13 protein-coding genes are annotated in these 17,575 nt (G+C 72.7%); 2 read left to right on the forward strand and 11 right to left on the reverse strand.

Annotated features, from left to right (window positions below):
* Positions 1–281 precede the first annotated feature (281 nt).
* The 3 genes from meaB to KIK06_RS20275 are packed head-to-tail and all read right to left on the reverse strand — an operon-like array spanning position 282 to position 5,502.
* Positions 282–1,337 (reverse strand): methylmalonyl Co-A mutase-associated GTPase MeaB, encoded by a 1,056-nt coding sequence (gene meaB / locus KIK06_RS20265; protein WP_268644700.1) that lies wholly within the window; start codon positions 1,335–1,337, stop codon positions 282–284.
* A 2-nt stretch (positions 1,338–1,339) separates the two neighbouring features.
* Positions 1,340–3,562: a methylmalonyl-CoA mutase gene (scpA, locus tag KIK06_RS20270; protein WP_268644701.1), complete on the reverse strand. Its 2,223-nt coding sequence runs from the start codon at positions 3,560–3,562 to the stop codon at positions 1,340–1,342.
* Complete coding sequence (locus KIK06_RS20275; protein WP_268644702.1) at positions 3,559–5,502, reverse strand: methylmalonyl-CoA mutase subunit beta; 1,944 nt, start codon at positions 5,500–5,502, stop codon at positions 3,559–3,561. The genes scpA and KIK06_RS20275 overlap by 4 nt, the downstream gene beginning before the upstream one ends.
* Positions 5,503–5,783: 281 nt before the next feature.
* On the opposite strand from KIK06_RS20275, the gene KIK06_RS20280 reads away from it, so the two are divergent.
* Positions 5,784–6,983 (forward strand): alpha/beta hydrolase family protein, encoded by a 1,200-nt coding sequence (locus tag KIK06_RS20280; protein ID WP_268644703.1) that lies wholly within the window; start codon positions 5,784–5,786, stop codon positions 6,981–6,983.
* Here KIK06_RS20280 and KIK06_RS20285 read toward each other — a convergent pair.
* Positions 6,886–7,467, reverse strand: a complete 582-nt coding sequence (locus tag KIK06_RS20285) for a DUF6114 domain-containing protein (RefSeq protein WP_268644704.1) — start codon at positions 7,465–7,467, stop codon at positions 6,886–6,888. The genes KIK06_RS20280 and KIK06_RS20285 overlap by 98 nt on opposite strands.
* Positions 7,468–7,469: 2 nt before the next feature.
* A complete protein-coding gene (locus tag KIK06_RS20290; protein WP_268644705.1) occupies positions 7,470–8,093 on the reverse strand; it encodes a DUF6230 family protein in 624 nt (207 codons plus the stop codon).
* Positions 8,094–8,437: 344 nt separating this feature from the next.
* On the opposite strand from KIK06_RS20290, the gene KIK06_RS20295 reads away from it, so the two are divergent.
* A complete protein-coding gene (locus KIK06_RS20295; protein WP_268644706.1) occupies positions 8,438–9,262 on the forward strand; it encodes a hypothetical protein in 825 nt (274 codons plus the stop codon).
* A gap of 74 nt (positions 9,263–9,336) precedes the next feature.
* Here the strand turns inward: KIK06_RS20295 and KIK06_RS20300 are convergent, their stop codons facing one another.
* From KIK06_RS20300 to KIK06_RS20325, 6 genes are all read right to left on the reverse strand, one after another.
* On the reverse strand, positions 9,337–9,738 hold the full coding sequence (locus tag KIK06_RS20300; RefSeq protein WP_268644707.1) for a spore-associated protein A: 402 nt from the start codon (positions 9,736–9,738) through the stop codon (positions 9,337–9,339).
* Between the two features lie 47 nt (positions 9,739–9,785).
* Positions 9,786–11,435, reverse strand: a complete 1,650-nt coding sequence (locus tag KIK06_RS20305) for a serine/threonine-protein kinase (RefSeq protein ID WP_268644708.1) — start codon at positions 11,433–11,435, stop codon at positions 9,786–9,788.
* 176 nt (positions 11,436–11,611) lie between these two features.
* Positions 11,612–16,015: an FtsK/SpoIIIE domain-containing protein gene (locus KIK06_RS20310; protein WP_268644709.1), complete on the reverse strand. Its 4,404-nt coding sequence runs from the start codon at positions 16,013–16,015 to the stop codon at positions 11,612–11,614.
* An 86-nt stretch (positions 16,016–16,101) separates the two neighbouring features.
* On the reverse strand, positions 16,102–16,401 hold the full coding sequence (locus KIK06_RS20315) for a WXG100 family type VII secretion target (protein ID WP_017600546.1): 300 nt from the start codon (positions 16,399–16,401) through the stop codon (positions 16,102–16,104).
* A gap of 156 nt (positions 16,402–16,557) precedes the next feature.
* Positions 16,558–17,202 carry a hypothetical protein gene (locus KIK06_RS20320; RefSeq protein ID WP_017600545.1) on the reverse strand — a complete coding sequence of 215 codons (645 nt, stop codon included), beginning with the start codon at positions 17,200–17,202 and terminating at the stop codon, positions 16,558–16,560.
* A gap of 31 nt (positions 17,203–17,233) precedes the next feature.
* Entirely contained in the window at positions 17,234–17,572 is a 339-nt protein-coding gene (locus tag KIK06_RS20325; RefSeq protein ID WP_268644710.1) for a hypothetical protein, read from the reverse strand.
* Positions 17,573–17,575: the final 3 nt, after the last annotated feature.

Genomic DNA, 17,575 nt, shown 5'->3' on the forward strand with positions numbered 1-17,575 from the left:
CCGCGCCGTCGGCGATCGGCCCCACTCCCACAGAGCCGACCACCGAGGGGACGAAGCTGGCGCGTCCGCGAGTCTGGTAAGTCGTTGGACACACACGGTATAGGCGAACGGGCCGTTCGGGAATGCCATCGGAGAAGAAATTTTCGCCTCTTGGGCACGAACCCGGTCCGGCAGGCCCGTTTTCGCCCGTTGACACCGTGTTATTTCACGACATGAGAGCCGGTTTTTCCGCCCGTGAAAAGCCCGTGGCCGGCGTCACACTACCCACCGTCACTTTCGGTTCACTCGTCCGAGGAACGCTCACTCCGTGTGATCGTTCGCGTGAAGGACTCGACGAGTCCACGCGCCGCCAGGGTCGCGGTGGTCTCCCCGGAGCGTACCTCCTCCTCCAACCGCGGGATGAGCTCGCTCACCCCCGGATCGCGCAGGAACGTGTCCATCACCTGGTCGCGCACCTGGTCCCACATCCAGCTGACCCGCTGGCGGCTGCGGCGCTCCTCCAGCCCGCCGCCGCGCTCCAGCACGGCGCGGTGCTCGACCACGGTCTCCCACACCTCGTCCAGCCCGTCCCCGGTCAGGGCGCTGCACGTCAGCACGGGCGGGCGCCAGTCGGGGTGCACCGGCTGGAGCAGGCGCATCGCGCGGGACAGTTCCCGGGCGGCCCGGCGCGCGTCGTCGGCGTGCGGTCCGTCGGCCTTGTTCACCGCGACCACGTCGACCAGCTCCAGGACCCCCTTCTTGATGCCCTGCAGCTGGTCGCCCGTGCGCGCGAGGGTGAGGAAGAGAAAGCAGTCGACCATCGCGGCCACGGTGACCTCGGACTGGCCGACGCCGACCGTCTCCACCAGCACCACGTCGAACCCGGCGGCCTCCATGAGCAGCATGGTCTCCCGGGTGGCCCGGGCGACCCCGCCCAGCGTGCCCGCCGTCGGCGAGGGGCGGATGAACGCGTTGGGGTCCACCGACAGGTGGGCCATCCGCGTCTTGTCACCGAGGATGCTGCCGCCGGTCCGGGTGGAGGAGGGGTCGACCGCCAGCACCGCCACCCGGTGACCGGCCGCGGTGAGCCGCCCGCCGAGCGCGTCGATGAAGGTGGACTTGCCGACCCCGGGCACCCCGGTGATCCCGACCCGCCGCGCCTTGCCCGTGTGCGGGAGCAACCGGACCAGCAGCTCCTGGGCAGCCCGCGCGTGGTCGGGGCGGCGGGACTCCACGAGGGTGATCGCCCTCGCCAGGGTCGGCCGATGCCCGGCCAGCACCCCCTCGGCCAGGGCGTCCACGTCCACCGGTCGGCGTCCACGGCCGCGCGTCGTGGCGGCCGTGCCGTCATCGGCCACTCTCACTCCCCTTCCCGATGGTCGAGCCGCTCCTCCAGTTGGTCGAGCAGGTCGATCGCGGCCTCCGCGATCACCGTCCCCGGCGGGAAGATCGCGGACGCGCCCATCTCCCGCAACGGCTCGAAGTCCGCCGGGGGGATCACGCCGCCGACGACGATCATGATGTCCTCGCGGTCGAGCTTGGCCAGCTCCTCCCGCAGCGCCGGGACCAGCGTGAGGTGCCCGGCCGCGAGCGAGGACACCCCGACCACGTGGACGTCGGCCTCCACGGCCTGGACCGCCACCTCGGCGGGGGTCTGGAACAGCGGGCCGACATCGACGTCGAAGCCCAGGTCGGCGAAGGCGGTCGCGATGACCTTCTGCCCCCGGTCGTGCCCGTCCTGGCCCATCTTGGCGACCAGGATGCGGGGGCGGCGCCCCTCGGTCTCGGCGAACTCGTCGACACGGGCGCCGACCCGCTCCATCAGCCCCGCCGCGTCGCCGCTTCCGGCGGCCTCGTCCCTGTACACACCCTGGATGGTACGGATCTGACCGGAGTGACGGCTGAACACCTTCTCCATCGCGTCGGAGATCTCCCCCACGGTGGCCTTGGCGCGGGCCGCGTCCACGGCGGCGGCGAGGAGGTTGTTGGTGAGCGACTCGTCGGCGACGGACTCGCGCCCGGCGGCTTCGGTGAGCGCGTCCAGGGCGGCGCGCACGGCCGTCTCGTCGCGCTCCTCCCGCAGGCGGCGGAGCTTGTCGAGCTGCTGGGCGCGCACCTCGGCGTTGTCGACCTTGAGCACGTCGATCTCGTCGTGGGTGTCGGGCCGGTACTTGTTGACGCCGATCACCGGCTGACGCCCCGAGTCGATCCGCGCCTGGGTGCGCGCGGCGGCCTCCTCGATGCGCATCTTGGGCAGACCGGCGTCGATGGCCGCGGCCATGCCGCCCGCCTTCTCGACCTCCTGGATGTGCGCCCACGCCTTGGCGGCCAGCTCCTGGGTGAGCCGTTCGACGTAGTAGCTGCCGCCCCACGGGTCGACCACCCGCGTGGTGCCGGACTCCTGCTGCAACAGCAGTTGCGTGTTGCGGGCGATGCGCGCGGAGAAGTCGGTGGGCAGGGCGAGCGCCTCGTCGAGGGCGTTGGTGTGCAGGGACTGGGTGTGCCCCTGGGTCGCGGCCATCGCCTCCACGCAGGTGCGGGCGACGTTGTTGAACACGTCCTGGGCGGTGAGCGACCACCCCGAGGTCTGGGAGTGGGTGCGCAGGCTCAGCGACTTGTCCTTGACCGCCCCCAGGTCCCTGACCAGGCGCGCCCACAGCAGGCGGGCGGCGCGCAGCTTGGCGACCTCCATGAAGAAGTTCATGCCGATCGCCCAGAAGAACGACAGGCGCGGCGCGAACCGGTCGACGTCCAGGCCGGAGCGCTGACCGGCGCGGATGTACTCCACGCCGTCGGCGAGCGTGTAGGCCAGCTCCAGGTCGGCCGTGGCCCCGGCCTCCTGCATGTGGTAGCCGGAGATGGAGATGGAGTTGAACCGCGGCATCCGCTGCGAGGTGTAGGCGAAGATGTCGGAGATGATCCGCATCGACGGCCGCGGCGGGTAGATGTAGGTGTTGCGGACCATGAACTCCTTGAGGATGTCGTTCTGGATGGTCCCCGACAGCTGCTCGGGGGACACACCCTGCTCCTCGGCGGCGACGATGTACAGCGCCAGGACGGGCAGCACCGCGCCGTTCATGGTCATGGACACGCTCATGCGGTCCAACGGGATGCCGTCGAACAGCTGGCGCATGTCGTAGATGGAGTCGATCGCCACCCCGGCCATGCCGACGTCACCGGCCACGCGGGGGTGGTCGGAGTCGTAGCCGCGGTGGGTGGCCAGGTCGAAGGCGACGGACAGGCCCTTCTGGCCGGCCGCCAGGTTGCGCCGGTAGAAGGCGTTGGACGCCTCGGCGGTGGAGAAGCCCGCGTACTGGCGGATGGTCCAGGGCTGGTTGACGTACATGGTGGGGTAGGGCCCGCGCAGGTACGGGGGGATGCCCGGTAGGCCGCCGACGAAGTCCAGGCCCGCCCGGTCGGCGGGGGTGTACAGCGGCTTGACCGCGATGCCCTCGGGGGTCTCCCACTCCAGGGCGTCGACCGCCTCGCCGCCGCGCTCCTGGACGGCCTCGCGCCAGGCGGCGGCTCCGTCACCGGTGAACTCGGGCGGCTCGGGGGCCACCCGGGAGAAGTCGGGGATCATGCGTTCTCCCCCTCGGAGGTCGCGGGTCGGGTCGGGGTCGGGGGATCGGTGAGCAGGACGTCCAGCAGGTCGGTGAGCAGGGCGACCGCGTCACAGCCCTGGTGGGCGAAGACGTCCACCCCGGCCTCGCGGTAGGTGTCCCGGGGTGATCCGGCGAGCAGGACGCGGCGGGCGCCCGCCCCCTTCAGCGCGCGGGCGGTGGCCTCGGCGTGCTCGGCGTAGACCTTGTCCGACGAGCAGATGACCGCGACCCGGCAGCCGGAGGCGGCGAAGGCGCGCGCGGCCGTGTCGGCGTCGTCGAGCGGGCCGGGCCGCTCGACCGCGACGCCGCCCGCCGCGAGCAGGTTCGCGGCGAACGAGGCGCGGGCGGTGTGCGCGGCGACCGGGCCGAGCGTGGCCAGGAATGCGGTCGGCCGGTGTCCGGTGTCGCCGGTCTGGGCGTCGCCGCGGTCGCGCAGGGCCTCGAACTCCTGGGCGTAGCGCCGGACGGGGAACCCCTTCGACCGGTGCGGGCCGACGGGCAGGCGCACCGGATCGGCGGGCCGGACCAGCGGCGCCTCGTCGAGGTCGGGGAACTCGCTGACGCCGGTCAGCGGTGCGCGCCGGTGCGCGATGTCGATCCGGCGGCGCTCCCACACCTCGTCGACGCGCTCGCGCAGCAGTCCGCTGGCGAGGGCGTCGGCGGCGCCGCCCTCGGCCTCCAACTCCTGGAAGAACGCCCAGCCGGCGCGGTAGAGGTCGCGGGTGAGCGCCTCGACGTAGAAGGAGCCGCCCGCCGGGTCGATGACCTGGGCCAGGTGGGACTCCTCGATGAGCAGTGACTGCGTGTTGCGGGCGATCCGGCGCGCGAAGTCGTCGGGCAGGCCCACGGCGGAGTCGAAGGGGGCCACGGTGACCGCGTCGGCGCCCCCGACCCCGGCGGCGAAGCACGCGACGGTGGTGCGCAGCATGTTGACGTGCGGGTCCCGGCGGGTGGTCATGGCCTCGGAGGTGGTGACGTGCAGGCGCATGGCGCGCTGGTCGGCGGCCAGACCGCAGGCGGCCAGGACCTGGTTCCACATGGCGCGGACGGCGCGGAGCTTGGCGATGACCGTGAACTGGTCGGCGTTGGCGGCCAGGCGGAACTCGATCCGGCGCGCGGCGTCGGCCGGGTCCATCCCGGCCTCGTGCAGGGCGCGCAGGTAGGCGGTGCCGGCGGCGATCGCGGAACCGAGTTCCTGGGCCTCGGAGCCGCCCGCCTCGTGCGCGAGTGTGCCGTCGGCGATCAGCAGGCCGAGTCCGGGACGGCCCGCCGCGCACTCGACCGCGAATCGGACGGGGCCTTCGAGGTCGGGCCGCTCCCCCGCCCGGGCGGCGGTGGTCAACGGGTCGATGCCCAGGTGGGAGATGATCCGGCCGTCGGGGACCCCGGCGTCGGCGTGCGCCTCCAACAGGGCCCGGGCGGCGTCGGCGTAGTCGGCTCCGGGGTCCAGGACCACGGGTGCCAGGTCGAGGTAGACGTCGGTGAGGGCCTCGCCGAGCGACGCGGTCGGCAGGGCGTCGCCGCCGACTCCGACCCACAGGGAGGCGACGCCGTTCATCAGGTCGGCGTGCAGGCGCCGTGCGAGGGTCTTCGGGTCGGTGTCGGTGTGGCGGGCACGGATGTCCCACCCGTCCGTGGCCGCCCCCTCGGGGCGGTAGCCCCGGGTGAAGGGCGGCTGTCCGGGATAGCCCTGGCCCGTGGGGGCCGGCTCCTCGGTGTAGAGCGGGTCGATCTCGAACCCGTCGTAGGTGGGGGTGGCGAGCACCCCTTCGGGGGTGTCGACGAGCCGTTCCTCGGCGACACCGCTCTTGCGCAGCACTCCCGCGACGAGTTCACGCCACCGCTCGCGGGTGGCTTCGGGGAACCCCTCGGCCAGGTTGGGGGCAGGGTCACTGCCCCCTCTCTCAGCAACGTCCATAATAGAAAATGTTAGAGAATGGCGTTCGGCCCGGCCCCGCCGGGGTGTGGTGCGTGGCACCCGGGCACCGCCACGGAGCTTTCCCGTCCCCTGGCCACCCACTGTATGACACGGGTCACATCACGCCCGGGCGCGGCCCCGTCCGCCCCTCCCGGAACCCCCGTCGTGGCCAGCGGCGCGCCTGCCCGGGTCAGCGGGGTGTGCGGACCTAACCTGGCGGTTGGACGCACCCGGCGGCCAGGGAAAGCAGGTGACCGCCGGTACCGACGGCGGGTGGGCGGATGCGGCTTCGACTCTTCGACGACGACCAGTTCGACTACGAGGCGCTGCTCGCGCTCGGGGCGGCCTACCGCCGTGCCGCCGACGTCGGGGAGGTCCTCGCGACGGCGGCCCGGATCACTCCGGGCGGTGACGCCGAGGCGTGGTTCACCGCGTGGACCGATCTGGCACGCCGGGTCCGCTGGGAGGCCGAGGGGTCCGACGCCCGGGGGCGGCGGGTCAGCGCCGGAGAGGGCTACCTCCGAGCCGCCAAGTACTTCGCCACCGCGCTGGTGGGTGTCGACGCGACCGAGGACCCCGGACGGCTCGTCCCGGTGTTCCACGAGCACCGGGACTGCTTCGAACGCTTCGGCGCCGCCTCCGCGCCTCCCGCGGAACGCGTCGCCATCCCCTACGAGGGCGACATCATGCCCGGATTCCTGTTCAGTCCGCCCGACCGCTCCGGGCCGCTGCCGACGGTCATCGTCAACAACGGCAGCGACGGGGCGATCACCGACGTGTGGTCGCTCGTGGGCGCGGGCGCCGTCGCGCGCGGCCACCGCGTGCTGCTGTTCGACGGGCCGGGTCAGCAGTCGATGCTGTTCCTGCGCGAGGTGCCGTTCCGCCACGACTGGGAGCACGTCATCACCCCGGTCGTCGACTTCCTCCTCGACCGGCCCGACGTCGACCCGGAGCGGATCGCCCTGGTCGGCATCAGCCAGGGCGGATACTGGGTGCCCCGGGCGCTGGCGTTCGAGCACCGGATCGCCGCCGCCGTCGCGGACCCGGGCGTGACGGACGTGTCGACCTCGTGGTGGCGGCACATACCCCGGGAGATGCGCGAACTGTGGGAGGCGGGCGAGCGCGACTCCTTCGACCGGTACATGCGGGAGGGCATCGCCGCCGACCCCGCCAGCGCCGCGATCTGGCGGTGGCGGTCCAAGCCGTACGGCGATCTCTCCCCGTTCGACCTGTTCACGGAGCTCGACCGGTACACACTCGCACCGGTCGTGGACCGCATCACCACACCGCTGCTGATCACCGCGCCCGACGGCGAGGTCTTCTGGCCGGGGCAGTCCGAACAGCTCCACGACGCGCTGCCCGGCCCCAGCGAGTTGGTGCGGTTCACCACCGACGAAGGAGCCAGTCTGCACTGTGAGCCGGCCGGTCGCGCCGTGTTCGAGCAGAGAGTCTTCGACTGGATCGACGAACGGCTGACCTGAGGCGCGCGGACCAGCCGCCCCGGGCCCGTCCGGCGGGCGCGTCGGCGCCGCCCCGACCGCCCTGACGCGGGTCCGCCGTCCAGGCGAGGACGAGTGACCCGCCGATGACCCCGAGCAGCATGCCGAGGAGGAAGCCGCCGAAGTTCGAGGTCGTGAACGAGGCCAGGGCGAGCAGGGTCCCGACAGCGCCGTGGAAGGCGTGGTGGTCGGGCCGCGCCCAGCTCAGCAGCCCGTTGACGATCGACAGGGCACCGATGAGGTAGTGCGAGGAACCGGCGAGCGCCGCGAGGAGGAGCAGGTCGGCGGGGAGCGCGAGCGTCTGCGCGGTGGGGGCGGCCAGGATCTCGGCCCCCGCCACGACGAGGAACAGGCCGCCCCAGAAGGGGCGGCTCCACCGCCAGTGGCGGAATCCGCGCACGGCCGCCCGGAGGCGGCGGCGGAGTCCGCGCGAGACGGTACGCGGGACGGCCAGGGGGTCGGGCATGGTCAGAAGCACTCCGGTACGTCGAACCCGACGGCGAAGTGCGTGTCGGGCAGGCGCAGGTGCGCGGCCGTGATCGCCCTGAGCTTCGACCGGAGGTCGACGAGGAGGAGGGTGTCGGCCTGTTGGCCGAACCCTCCGGGCGGTCCCTGGCCGCCGACCGCCTTGTCCAGGGTGCTGGCGTCCCGGCCGATCTCGACGTTCGTGAACTCCACGTCGGCGGTGAACTCCTCCGCGTCGAACACCACCGAGCTGCCCGTGATCGGCTCGTCGTGGCCCGCGGTGATACGGACCGTGACCGGGCCGAGCGGCGTCTCGAGCAGCGTCGACTGGCACAGGCCGTGGATCTCCACCGACTCCATGGTGGTGACGGCGACCGGGAGGCTGGTGCCGTCGATGGTCTGGTCGAAGGAGCCGAACTGGGTGAATCCCCGGGCGTCCAGGACGTCGGCGGAGACCTTGATCGTGTCCCCCGACACGGCGAAGGCGGCGGCGAGCAGCCCCTGATAACCCATCGTGGCGAGCAGCCCCGCCGCCCCGAGGCCGGGTAGAGCGACCAACGCGAACCTGCGCCACCGGGTACGGCCGCGCGGCGTTCCCTCCGGCACCCCGTCGGGCGCGTCCGCCATATCCCCGCACCCCCAACGGGCCGTGTCCGCTACGCGGCGGCGACAGATCCCCGCTCTGGCGCCGACGCGTCCTCGTGGCGCATCACGTGCGCCTGCTCGACCCTACCCCGATGAGAACCGTGGGCAACTCCACGGACACCGTGAGTCGCGAAGCCGTGGGCGGGGAACACCACGGCACCGGAGGGACGACCGGCTCCCGCTCATCCGCCGCCTGGGACGATCCAGGTCAGCGCGGGTCCGTCCCACCTGTACCGGAGGAAGCTGTCGTCGTAGGGTGGAGAAGAACCGTCTGTGCCCGGGCCGCACGGGCGCCCGGGCCGGGTCTCGGACCGGAGGTGGGCACGATGTCCACGCGCACGCGCAACTGGTTCCGGGTGGCCGCCATGGCCGTCGCCCCGGTGATCCTGCTGGCCGTGCTCCTGTACCACCCCTTCCTGGTGGGCGCCACTCTGTCCTCGGATGTCGTGGTGCAGACGATGGAGGCCGACTCGATGCGGTGGGCCATGGCACACCTGCTGACGGTCGGGGCCCTCGCCCTGTTCGTCCTGGCCTTCCAGGGGCTCCGCAGCCGGCTGAGGGAGGCGGGCGAGCAGCAGTGGAGCTTCTTCGCGCTCCCCCTGGTCATCGTGGCCGGGGTGCTCGTCGCCGCGCTGGCGGGGATGGAGGTGGCCGTCGCGACGGCGATCCCGACGGGCGCCGACACCCTGGCGCTGGTGCAGGCCCTGCAGCCGTGGTTGCTGACGCTGCTGGCGGGCGGCACCGTCGCCTTCCTGCTCGGGTCGCTGGCGTTCGCCGCGGGCGTCGTTCGGGCTGAGATCATGGGCCGGTCGATGACGATCGTGGTGGCGGTCGCCCTGGCCGTGATGGGCCTGGCGGCGGTGACTCCGTTCTTCGGCGCCTTCTACGTGATCGGCCTCGCCGCGATCGTCGCGTTCTGGCCGTTGGCCTGGACGATCGTGCGGACCGAGATCGTGTCGGGGGCCGAGTCGGAGGCGGAGACCGGACCGGAGGCGGAGGCCGAGGAAGCCGAACCGAAGGCGGGAGCCGAGCCGCAGGCGGAGGCCGAGGAGGGCGAGCGGCCCACCACCCCGCGCCCCCGTGCCGCCGCGGAGGAGCGCAAGGGCACCTTCCGGAGCTTCGGACGGCACGGCCCGCGCACCCACCACTGACGTCGCTCCGGCCCTCCTCGGACCGGTCGCCCGAACACGGGCCGAAGCGAAGCGGCAGGCCCCAAAAACTCCGCCTAGCTGCAGAACGTCCCGTTGCGCACGACCCAGTTGTCCTGGATCGAGCCGCCCCAGTCCACGCACTGGCCCGCCGCCGACAGGTACACCGGCCCGGCGTAGGTCTGCCACTGCCCCGGGTCGGTCTGCCACGACGTGCCAGAGCTGAGCTTGAGCGCGGCGTCCATGCTGATCGCGCTGCCCGTGCTGTTCCGGACGGTGACGACGCAGTTCTTCCCCTCCGAGGAGTTGTAGGTGACGAACACCGTGCCTCCGGAGACGTCGGCGCTGCCGAGCACGCCGTACCCGTCCCCGCACTGGCCGCCGTAGCTCGCGGCGGTGGCGGGGGCCGGGGCGGCGAGGGCCACGGTCGCGGCGAGGGCCAGCGCGACTGCGGCCCCGCGTACGAGGGTCCTGTGCATTGCTCTCCTGTCCTTCCTGGCGTTCCCGTCCGTGCGTGTTCGCCCGCCTACCACGGCGGGGTCCCGCTGCCGCTGGTGCGGTGCTGCTCGACCAGCCGAGTGATGGTGATCGTGCCGTCCTCGGCCGTGGTGTAGGTGACCTGCGCCTCGATGGTGCGGCCACCGCTGTTGACGTAGCCGGTCAGCGCCCGGGGGCTGGACGCGACCGTCCCGGAGGCCCCGTTGGCGACCCCTCCGCCCTGGCTCTGGCAGAAGCTCCAGGCGCACGTCACGTCGGCCCCGTCGAGGAGTGCGTACCGGGCGGAACCGCCTTCCGGTCGGAAGGCGACCACGTGGTCGCCGGAGGGGCGTTCACCGCCCGCGCTCACCCCGGAGCCGACCGTGGCCATGGCGGTGGTCGTCTCCCCGCCGCCGTCGGCGTCGTCGGCGTCGCCCTCCTCGCTCTCGGAGGGTTCGTCGGACGGGGAGGCGGACGGGTCCTCGGAGGGTGGGGCGTCTTCGGTGGGCTCCTCGCCCACCGGGCCGGGGCGGCGGGTGTCGCCTTCCTCCCCGGCCTCGCCCTCCTCGGCCGGCTGGTCGGGGGCGTCCTCGAACCAGGCCGCGACGGGCAGCGCGTCCCAGTTCCGCGCGACGGCCACACCGCCAAAGCCCAGGCCCGCGAGGACCACGAGCGCCGCCGCCCCGGCGCCGACGAGGCGCAGGACGCGGCGCCCGGCCCCCGAACCCTTCTCCGGCGCCACGGTGAACGCGCGCTCGGGGGCGGTCTGCACCCCGGTCCAGTTGTTGTCGACCAGGGCGGCCATGGCCCCGCCCGCCGACGAGGCGTCGGGGAGGGGGGCGATCGCACGCCCGGGGTTGCCGACCGCGATCACGCCGTTGACCAGCTCCATCGCGGTCGGGCGGTCCTCCGCCTCCTTGCTCAGGGCGCGGGCGGCCAGGTCGGCGAGGGGGCCGGTGAACCCGGCGGTGTCGGGATCGCCGCTGATCACCCGGTGCGCCACGGCGGCGGGGTCGCCCGAACCGAACGGAGGACGGCCGGTCGCGGCGTAGGAGACGAGCGCGCCCCAGGCGAAGACGTCGTCTGCGGTGCTGGCGGGCCTGCCCTGGTAGTGGTCGGGGCTGATCCACCCGGGCGACCCCATGACGGCGCCGGTGCGGGTGAGCGCGGTCTGGTCGACCGCGCGGGCCACGCCGAAGTCCAGGACCCGGGGCCCCTCGGGCGAGAGGACGATGTTGGCGGGCTTGAGGTCGCGGTGGATGACCCCGGCCGCGTGGATCTGCGCGAGGGCCTCGGCGACGCCGGCGGCCAGACCGAGGAGGAGCCGTTCGTCCAGGGCGCCGTGTTTGCGCATGTAGGCGCTGAGGGTGAGGCCCCGCACGAGCGGGGTGACCAGCCAGGGGCGTTCGGCGTCGGTGTCGGCCGCGAGCAGCGGCACGGCGCAGGCGCCGCCGACCTGGCGCAGCAGGTCGACCTCACGTGTGAAGCGGGCACGGAACTCGGGGTCGGCGGCGTACTCGGCGTGGATGAGCTTGACGGCGACCAGCTCGCCGAGCTGGTCCTGCGCGGCGTACACGACGCCCATACCGCCCGACCCCAGGCGGGAGACCAACCGGTAGGGGCCGATCCGCGTCGGGTCGGAGGGCGTCAGGTCGCTGGCCGTCGTGGGCAGGTTGACGGACGAGGGGGTTGCGCTCACTGGGGACGGGTCCTGGTTCGGATGAGGCGAGTGGAGAGGGGAACGGCACCCGGGGCAGGGGTGGGCCGGGAGGGTCGTGCCGGTATTCGGATAGTAGAGCGTCCCGGACCGGCGCCGGCACGGGAGGCCGGTCGGTCACGGTTCGGGGGGCGGGGCTCCCCCGGGCCCTGCCGCGCTCACGGGTGGGGCACCTTGATCTGCTGGATACGGCCGTCACCGAGGTGCAGGTAGGCGGTGCCGGGCGTCAGCCGGGGGCTGGACACGCCCTTGGGCAGCCGCAGGCCCAGCACTTCGCCGTCGGCCTGGCTCTGCGGCGACAGCAGCGCCCCCACGCGGTTGCGCTTGAGGTGGACGTGCCAGCCGTTGAACCCGCCCTGGAGCGTCTCGTTGGTGCCCGCGGCGACGATGCCCCACCCCGGGCCGACCATGCCACGGGCGATGCGCGTGAACTCCTTGCCCAGGTCGCTGTTGAGCAGCAGGTCCGCGTCGTCGACCACCACCACCGCCGTGTCCGCCTCGAACCTGCCCAGCGCCTCGTGCAGCTGCGACAGCTTCGGCTCGGCCGCGTCGATGACGGCCCGCACGCCCGGACGGGTGCGCAGGTCCGTCAGGCGCGAGCCGCGCGGGGTCACGAGCAGCAGCTCGGTCCCGGCCTCCAGCAGGGACATGGCCATGGTGGTGAGCATGCTGGAGCGGCCCGACTGCGGCGGCCCGCTGACCAGGAAGGTCGGGATACGCGAGAGGTCGGCGCTGACCGCGGACAGCTCGTTGCCGCCCACGCCCAACAGAGCGGAGAGCGGCCGGGCGGGCTCGGTGCGGTACCGGGCCATGTCCGCGTAGCCGATCTGGTCGGGCAGGACGTCCACGCGGAAGGGCCGCGGTCCGTCCCCGGCCTGGGGGCGGCGGGCCACGTAGTCGGCGATGCGCCCCACCTCCGCCGCCTGCGCGGCGCCCTGGAGGTTCCTGGTCAGGAGCGCGATCTGCACCTCCATGGAGTCGCCCGCGCGGAAGGCCCGGCCGTCCGGGACCTCCTCGGGCAGGTCCCGGTGGTTGAGCCCCGCCGCGCCGTAGTCGCCGCGGTCGTTGCAGCGCAGGACCAGGAGCTCCTCGGTGGTGGAGGAGTACTTGGTCCGGGTGAGGACCCGGTCGCCGGTGGCGATGACGTGCAGACCCACGCCCGCGCCGTCGCGCATGAGGGTGGTGACGTCCTCCACGAGGGCGCCGTAGTTGTACTCGCCGAAGGTCTGCTCGAAGGCGTCCAGTCGGTCGATGAACAGCACGATGTGGGCCGGGCGCTCGGCGGCGGGCACGGCCGCGCGCAGCTCCTCCAGGTCGGCGGCCCCGTGCGCGGCCAGCAGCTTCTGCCTGCGGTCGAGTTCCTCACCGATCAGGCCGAGCAGGCGCACGACCCGCTCGCTCTGGGTGCGCTGGGCGACGGCCCCGCAGTGCGGCAGCCGCTCCAGCGGCAGCAGGGCGCCGTTGCCGCAGTCCAGGCCGTACATGTGCACGTCGGTGGGGTGGTGGGCCAGTGCGAGGGAGGCGGCGATCGTCCGCAGGGTCTGGGAGCGGCCGGAACGGCCGGAGCCCATGACGTGCAGGTGCCCGGTCTTGGCCAGGTCGAGCGTGTACGGGAACTGGCGCTGCTGGGAGGGGACGTCGATCAGTCCGACCGGCGCTGGCCGGATCCGTCCGGGCTCGGCGGCGGGCGGACGGCCGCGCAGGAGTTCGGACAGGGTGAGCCCGGTGGGCAGCGCGGGCAGCCACGGGCTGGGCTGGCGGCGCGCCCCCATCCGCTCGGCGGCCTCCTTCACCGCGGAGACCAGGACGGTCAGGTCGGTGACCTCCACGTCGCCGGTCTCCGTCGTGGACTCGGCCGCGGTCGGCGCGGGCAGGGCCAGGTCCGACCACTTGACCGGGTGGACGACCGGGTCGGAGGCGTCGGCCACGGCCACGACGCGGCGGCCGCCGACCCGTCCGGACTGGAACGGCAGCAGGGAGGCGTGACCGAGCCGGGCGTAGGCGCGGCCGGGCGTGTCGATACCGATGTGCGCGGACTCCTGCGCGTCGATGACGTCGCGGCTCTCGCTCTCGTCGGTCATCCGCAGGGCGATGCGCAGGTTGGTGTTGGCGCGGATGTCGTTGGTGACCACTCCGCCGGGGCGCTGGGTGGCCAACACCAGGTGGATGCCGAGCGAACGGCCCCGCTGGGCGATGTTGACCAGGCCCTTGACGAAGTCGGGCAGCTCGCGCGCCATGGACGCGAACTCGTCGATGACCAGCATCAGCCGGGGCATCTGCGGCATGCGCGGATCGCGGTCGAGCAGTTCGAGGTAGTCCTCGATGTCCTTGGCCCCGGCCTTGGCCAGGATGTGCTCGCGGCGGTGCAGTTCGGCGCCGAGGGAGACGAGCGCCCGGCCGACCAGGTGGGTGTCCAGGTCGGTGACCATGCCGACGGTGTGCGGCAGGTCGACGCAGTCCTTGAACGCGCTGCCGCCCTTGTAGTCGACGAGCACGAAGGACATCGATTCGGGGCGGTTGACCGCCGCCAGCGAGGCCACGAGGGTCTGGAGCAGCTCGGACTTACCGGAACCGGTGGTACCGGCGATGAGCGCGTGCGGGCCGTCGCGGCGGATGTCCACGGCGAAGGGGCCGTCCAGGCCCAGGCCCAGAGTGGCGACGGTACTGCGGCCGCCGCCCGCCCAGTGCGCGGCGATGGCCTCGCCGTTCGGCGGTTCCAGGCCGATGACGTCGAGCAGCCGGGCGCTGCGCGGCAGTGATCCGCCGCCCTCGCCGACGCTGCTGTCGCGCATGGGAGCCAGGGCGCGGCCCAGGCGGTCGGCCCACGCGGCGGAGGGGACGTCGGGGCGCACGTCCTCGACGTTGTCGTAGGAGGTCCGGCGCAGCCGCATGCCGTGCGGGGTGATGCTGACGACCGCCTGGCACTCCTCGGGCAGCAGGCGCTCGTCGGCGTCCAGGCACAGGACGTAGATCCCGGCCTCGGGACCCTCGCGCAGGAGCTGCACCACGCCCGGGAGGGAGCGGATGCGGCGGGCGCCGTCGAGCACGACCACGATCGCGGGATCGTCCCCCGCCCCGTCCCGGCGCGCCTTGGTGCGCGACTCCAGGATGACGAGGAGTTCGGAGATGCGGCGGGCGCAGGTGGTGGCGTCGATGCCCATCCGGCTCAGGGAGAGCTGCGGCGTCTCCGAGCGCAGGTGCGGCAGGTAGCGGGTCCACCGCCAGCGGTTGTGGTCCCCCTCCATGGACAGCAGGTACAGGTGCAGCTCGGCCGGGCTGTGCAGGGTGGTGAGCTGGGCGACGAGCCAGCGCTCCAGGGCTTGGGCGCCCTCACCGCTCCCGGCCACGCCCACGACGCCGTTGTCCTTCACCGACACGCTCACGGGCACGTCGCGCATGTCCCACGTGACGTCCCTGCGGTGCTCGTCCTTGGTCGGATCGGTGAGCACCACCTGGGAGGGGATGCTCCCGGTACCCACGCGCAGCTGGGTGAAGTCGTCGTCGGTCTGGCGCCGCTCCCACAGGCGTGAGCGCGGGCCGGTCGCCAGCAGGAGGACGGCGGCGGGGTCGGGGCAGGTGTCACGGAAGCGGCGCTGTTCGGCGACGAGGGCGTCGCGGGCGTCCTTGGTGACGCGTTCGGTCTTCTCCTCGAACTCCGCGAGCTGCTTCTCGTAGCGCACCTTGCTGGTGCGGCGCTGCATGATCTGCGTGAAGGCCACCGAGATCGGCGCGAGAAGGCCGAAGAGCAGCATCTGCGGGCGGTTCATGACGAGCGCGCCGCCGACCGCCATGGTGATCGGGATGAGGATCATCAGGAGCAGCTGCGCGATCGGCCGGTCCGGCGGCTCGGGCGGGCTGGGCAGCTTGAACTTCGTCTTGGTCGGGGCGGGGTGCAGCCGGGGCGGCCGGTTGTAGTCCAGACCGGTCCCGTCCTCGGAGGGCACCACGGAGGCGTCCGCCCGGTGGTTGGGCCACACCTCGAACAGGGTCCCGCCGAGGGTGAGCTGCTCGCCCTGCGGCCATTCGGCGCCGGGGTCGACGGGGTCGCCCTCCAGCGCGCACCCCGAGCCGCCGCTCGTGGACAGGATGGTGACGGTGCCGTCGGGCATGACCCGGATCCGCGCCCAGTACCCGTCGGCGTCCACGGTCAGCACGGCGACCTCGTCGTCCCCGACGAGGTAGTCGCCCGGGTCCAGGCGCGCGACGCGTCCGGCGTCGGGCCCGGAGACCACCCGGACCTCCACCACGCCGGGCGGCTCCCCCTTGACCTCGGCCGGCGCGCCCACCCCGATGACCGAGCCGTCCAGGACACCGGCGTCGGCGAGGGTCGTCCCCGGCGTGAGCGGCCGGTCCCCGACGAAGAGCGGCACCTCCTGCCCCGGCGCCCGGGGCACGGTACGCACGACCGGATCGATCACCTCGGCCAGCTGGTGCACCGTGGCGCTCGGGTCGGCGTCGACGAGGACGTCCAGCCGCAGCGCGGAGGAGGCCACGGGGGCCGAGCCGTCCGGCCCGTGCCCGGACGGGCCGGTGGCGGGTGTCGCGGTGAAGAGGAGGCGCACGGTGGGTACTGCTTCCGGTCGTTCGTCGTCGGGGGATGGAGGTGGGGGGCGGTCCGCGACCGCCCCCGTCCACGTGTCGGGCGGGGTCAGCCGTTGCGGAGGCCCTCGCCGAGCTTGTCGTCGGTCTCGCTGAAGGTGGTGCCGACCTGCTTGACGTACTTGGCGATGCCTTCCAGGCCCTGGTTCACGCTCTCGAACCCGGACTGGAACTCCTCGAAGAACGGACGGAAGTGCTTCTCCGCCGCGGGGGTGCTGTACCCGTCGGCGATGAGGCCGTCGATGCGGCCCTTGATGCCTTCCAGCCGCTCCTGGAACTCGTTGAAGTCCTGGGTGAGGGAGCCCGAGGCCTCATCGGTCTTGTCGCTGTCGACGTTGTACGCGGGCATGTGTCTCTCCTCGTGTGTCGGATCTCGTGCCGGACGAAGTCCGTCGGACCGGCCGGCTCCCCAGCGGAGACCGCGGGCGCGCCCGCGCCGGTCCATTGTCGTGGATATGGCGGTGAACATGGTCATCGGACCCGATCACCGCCGGGTCTGCCCAGTTCAGGAGCTTGGGGTCGCTTCCTCCCAGAACCGGGCGGTACCGGTGATGGCGTCGAAGAGGTCCAGGACCTCCTCGGCCTCCCGGGAGTTGGGGCTGGTGCAGCTGACCATGACGCGTTTGTCCAGGCCGGGGACCTCGAACGCGGTGTGCATCGCCACCGACCGGACGATGGCGTCGTCCATGTCGTGGTCGGTGACGCCGAACACGCGTCCGCACAGTCCGAGCCCGGTGTGGGTCAGGTCGGCGGCGACCTTGCGCAGCCAGGTGCCCTCGCGGGCGGTCGCGGAGCCCGAGTAGACGTTCTCGACCATGCGGACGGGTTCCAGGGCCTGGTCACCGCGCCCGGAGGGGAAGACGAAGACGCACACGGTCGCCATGAAGAAGCCGTCGTCGTACTCCTCGAAGACGCCCGCGGCGGACAGCAGACCGGCCCCGACGGCGTCGTTGGTGACCTGGGCGATGTCGCTGAACAGGTCGTTGAGGGCGCTCATCTCCTCGGGCCGGTTGCCGTACTGCTCCACGGCCTGGGCGCGCATACGGGCGAGCGCGTCGCCGGAGAGGTCGTACTGCTTCCAGTGACCGGGGATGTCGATGTCGAACCCGATCACGTACTCCGGGACGTCCTCCTCGAAGAGGTAGGGCATGGCGGTGTGTCTCCTCGTCGCTCGCGGTCCGTCAGACGGCGACCGGGCCGGGGCCCGGCGGCGGGGGCGGCGTGTCGTTCTTGTTCTCCGAGAGGCTCTTGCCCAGCTCCTCGTCGGCCTCCGTGAAGGTGTCGATGACGGGTGTGAGGGCCTGGAGCAGGGCGCCGAGGTCCTCGGCCTGGCGCTCGTAGTTCTTCTTGCAGTCCTCGCCGTACTCCTTGGCCTTGTCGACCACCTTGGCGGGGCCGATGTCCTCGGCCTTCTCCTCCGGACTCTTGACGTCCTCGTTGGCGAAGGCGTTCTGGATGCGGATGAGGGACCGCTCCATCTCGTGGAGCGCGTCGATGTCGATCTTGACGATCCTGGCCATGGG

Origin of the sequence: Nocardiopsis sp. EMB25, assembly GCF_026797795.1 — a bacterium.
Lineage (GTDB): Bacteria > Actinomycetota > Actinomycetes > Streptosporangiales > Streptosporangiaceae > Nocardiopsis > Nocardiopsis lucentensis.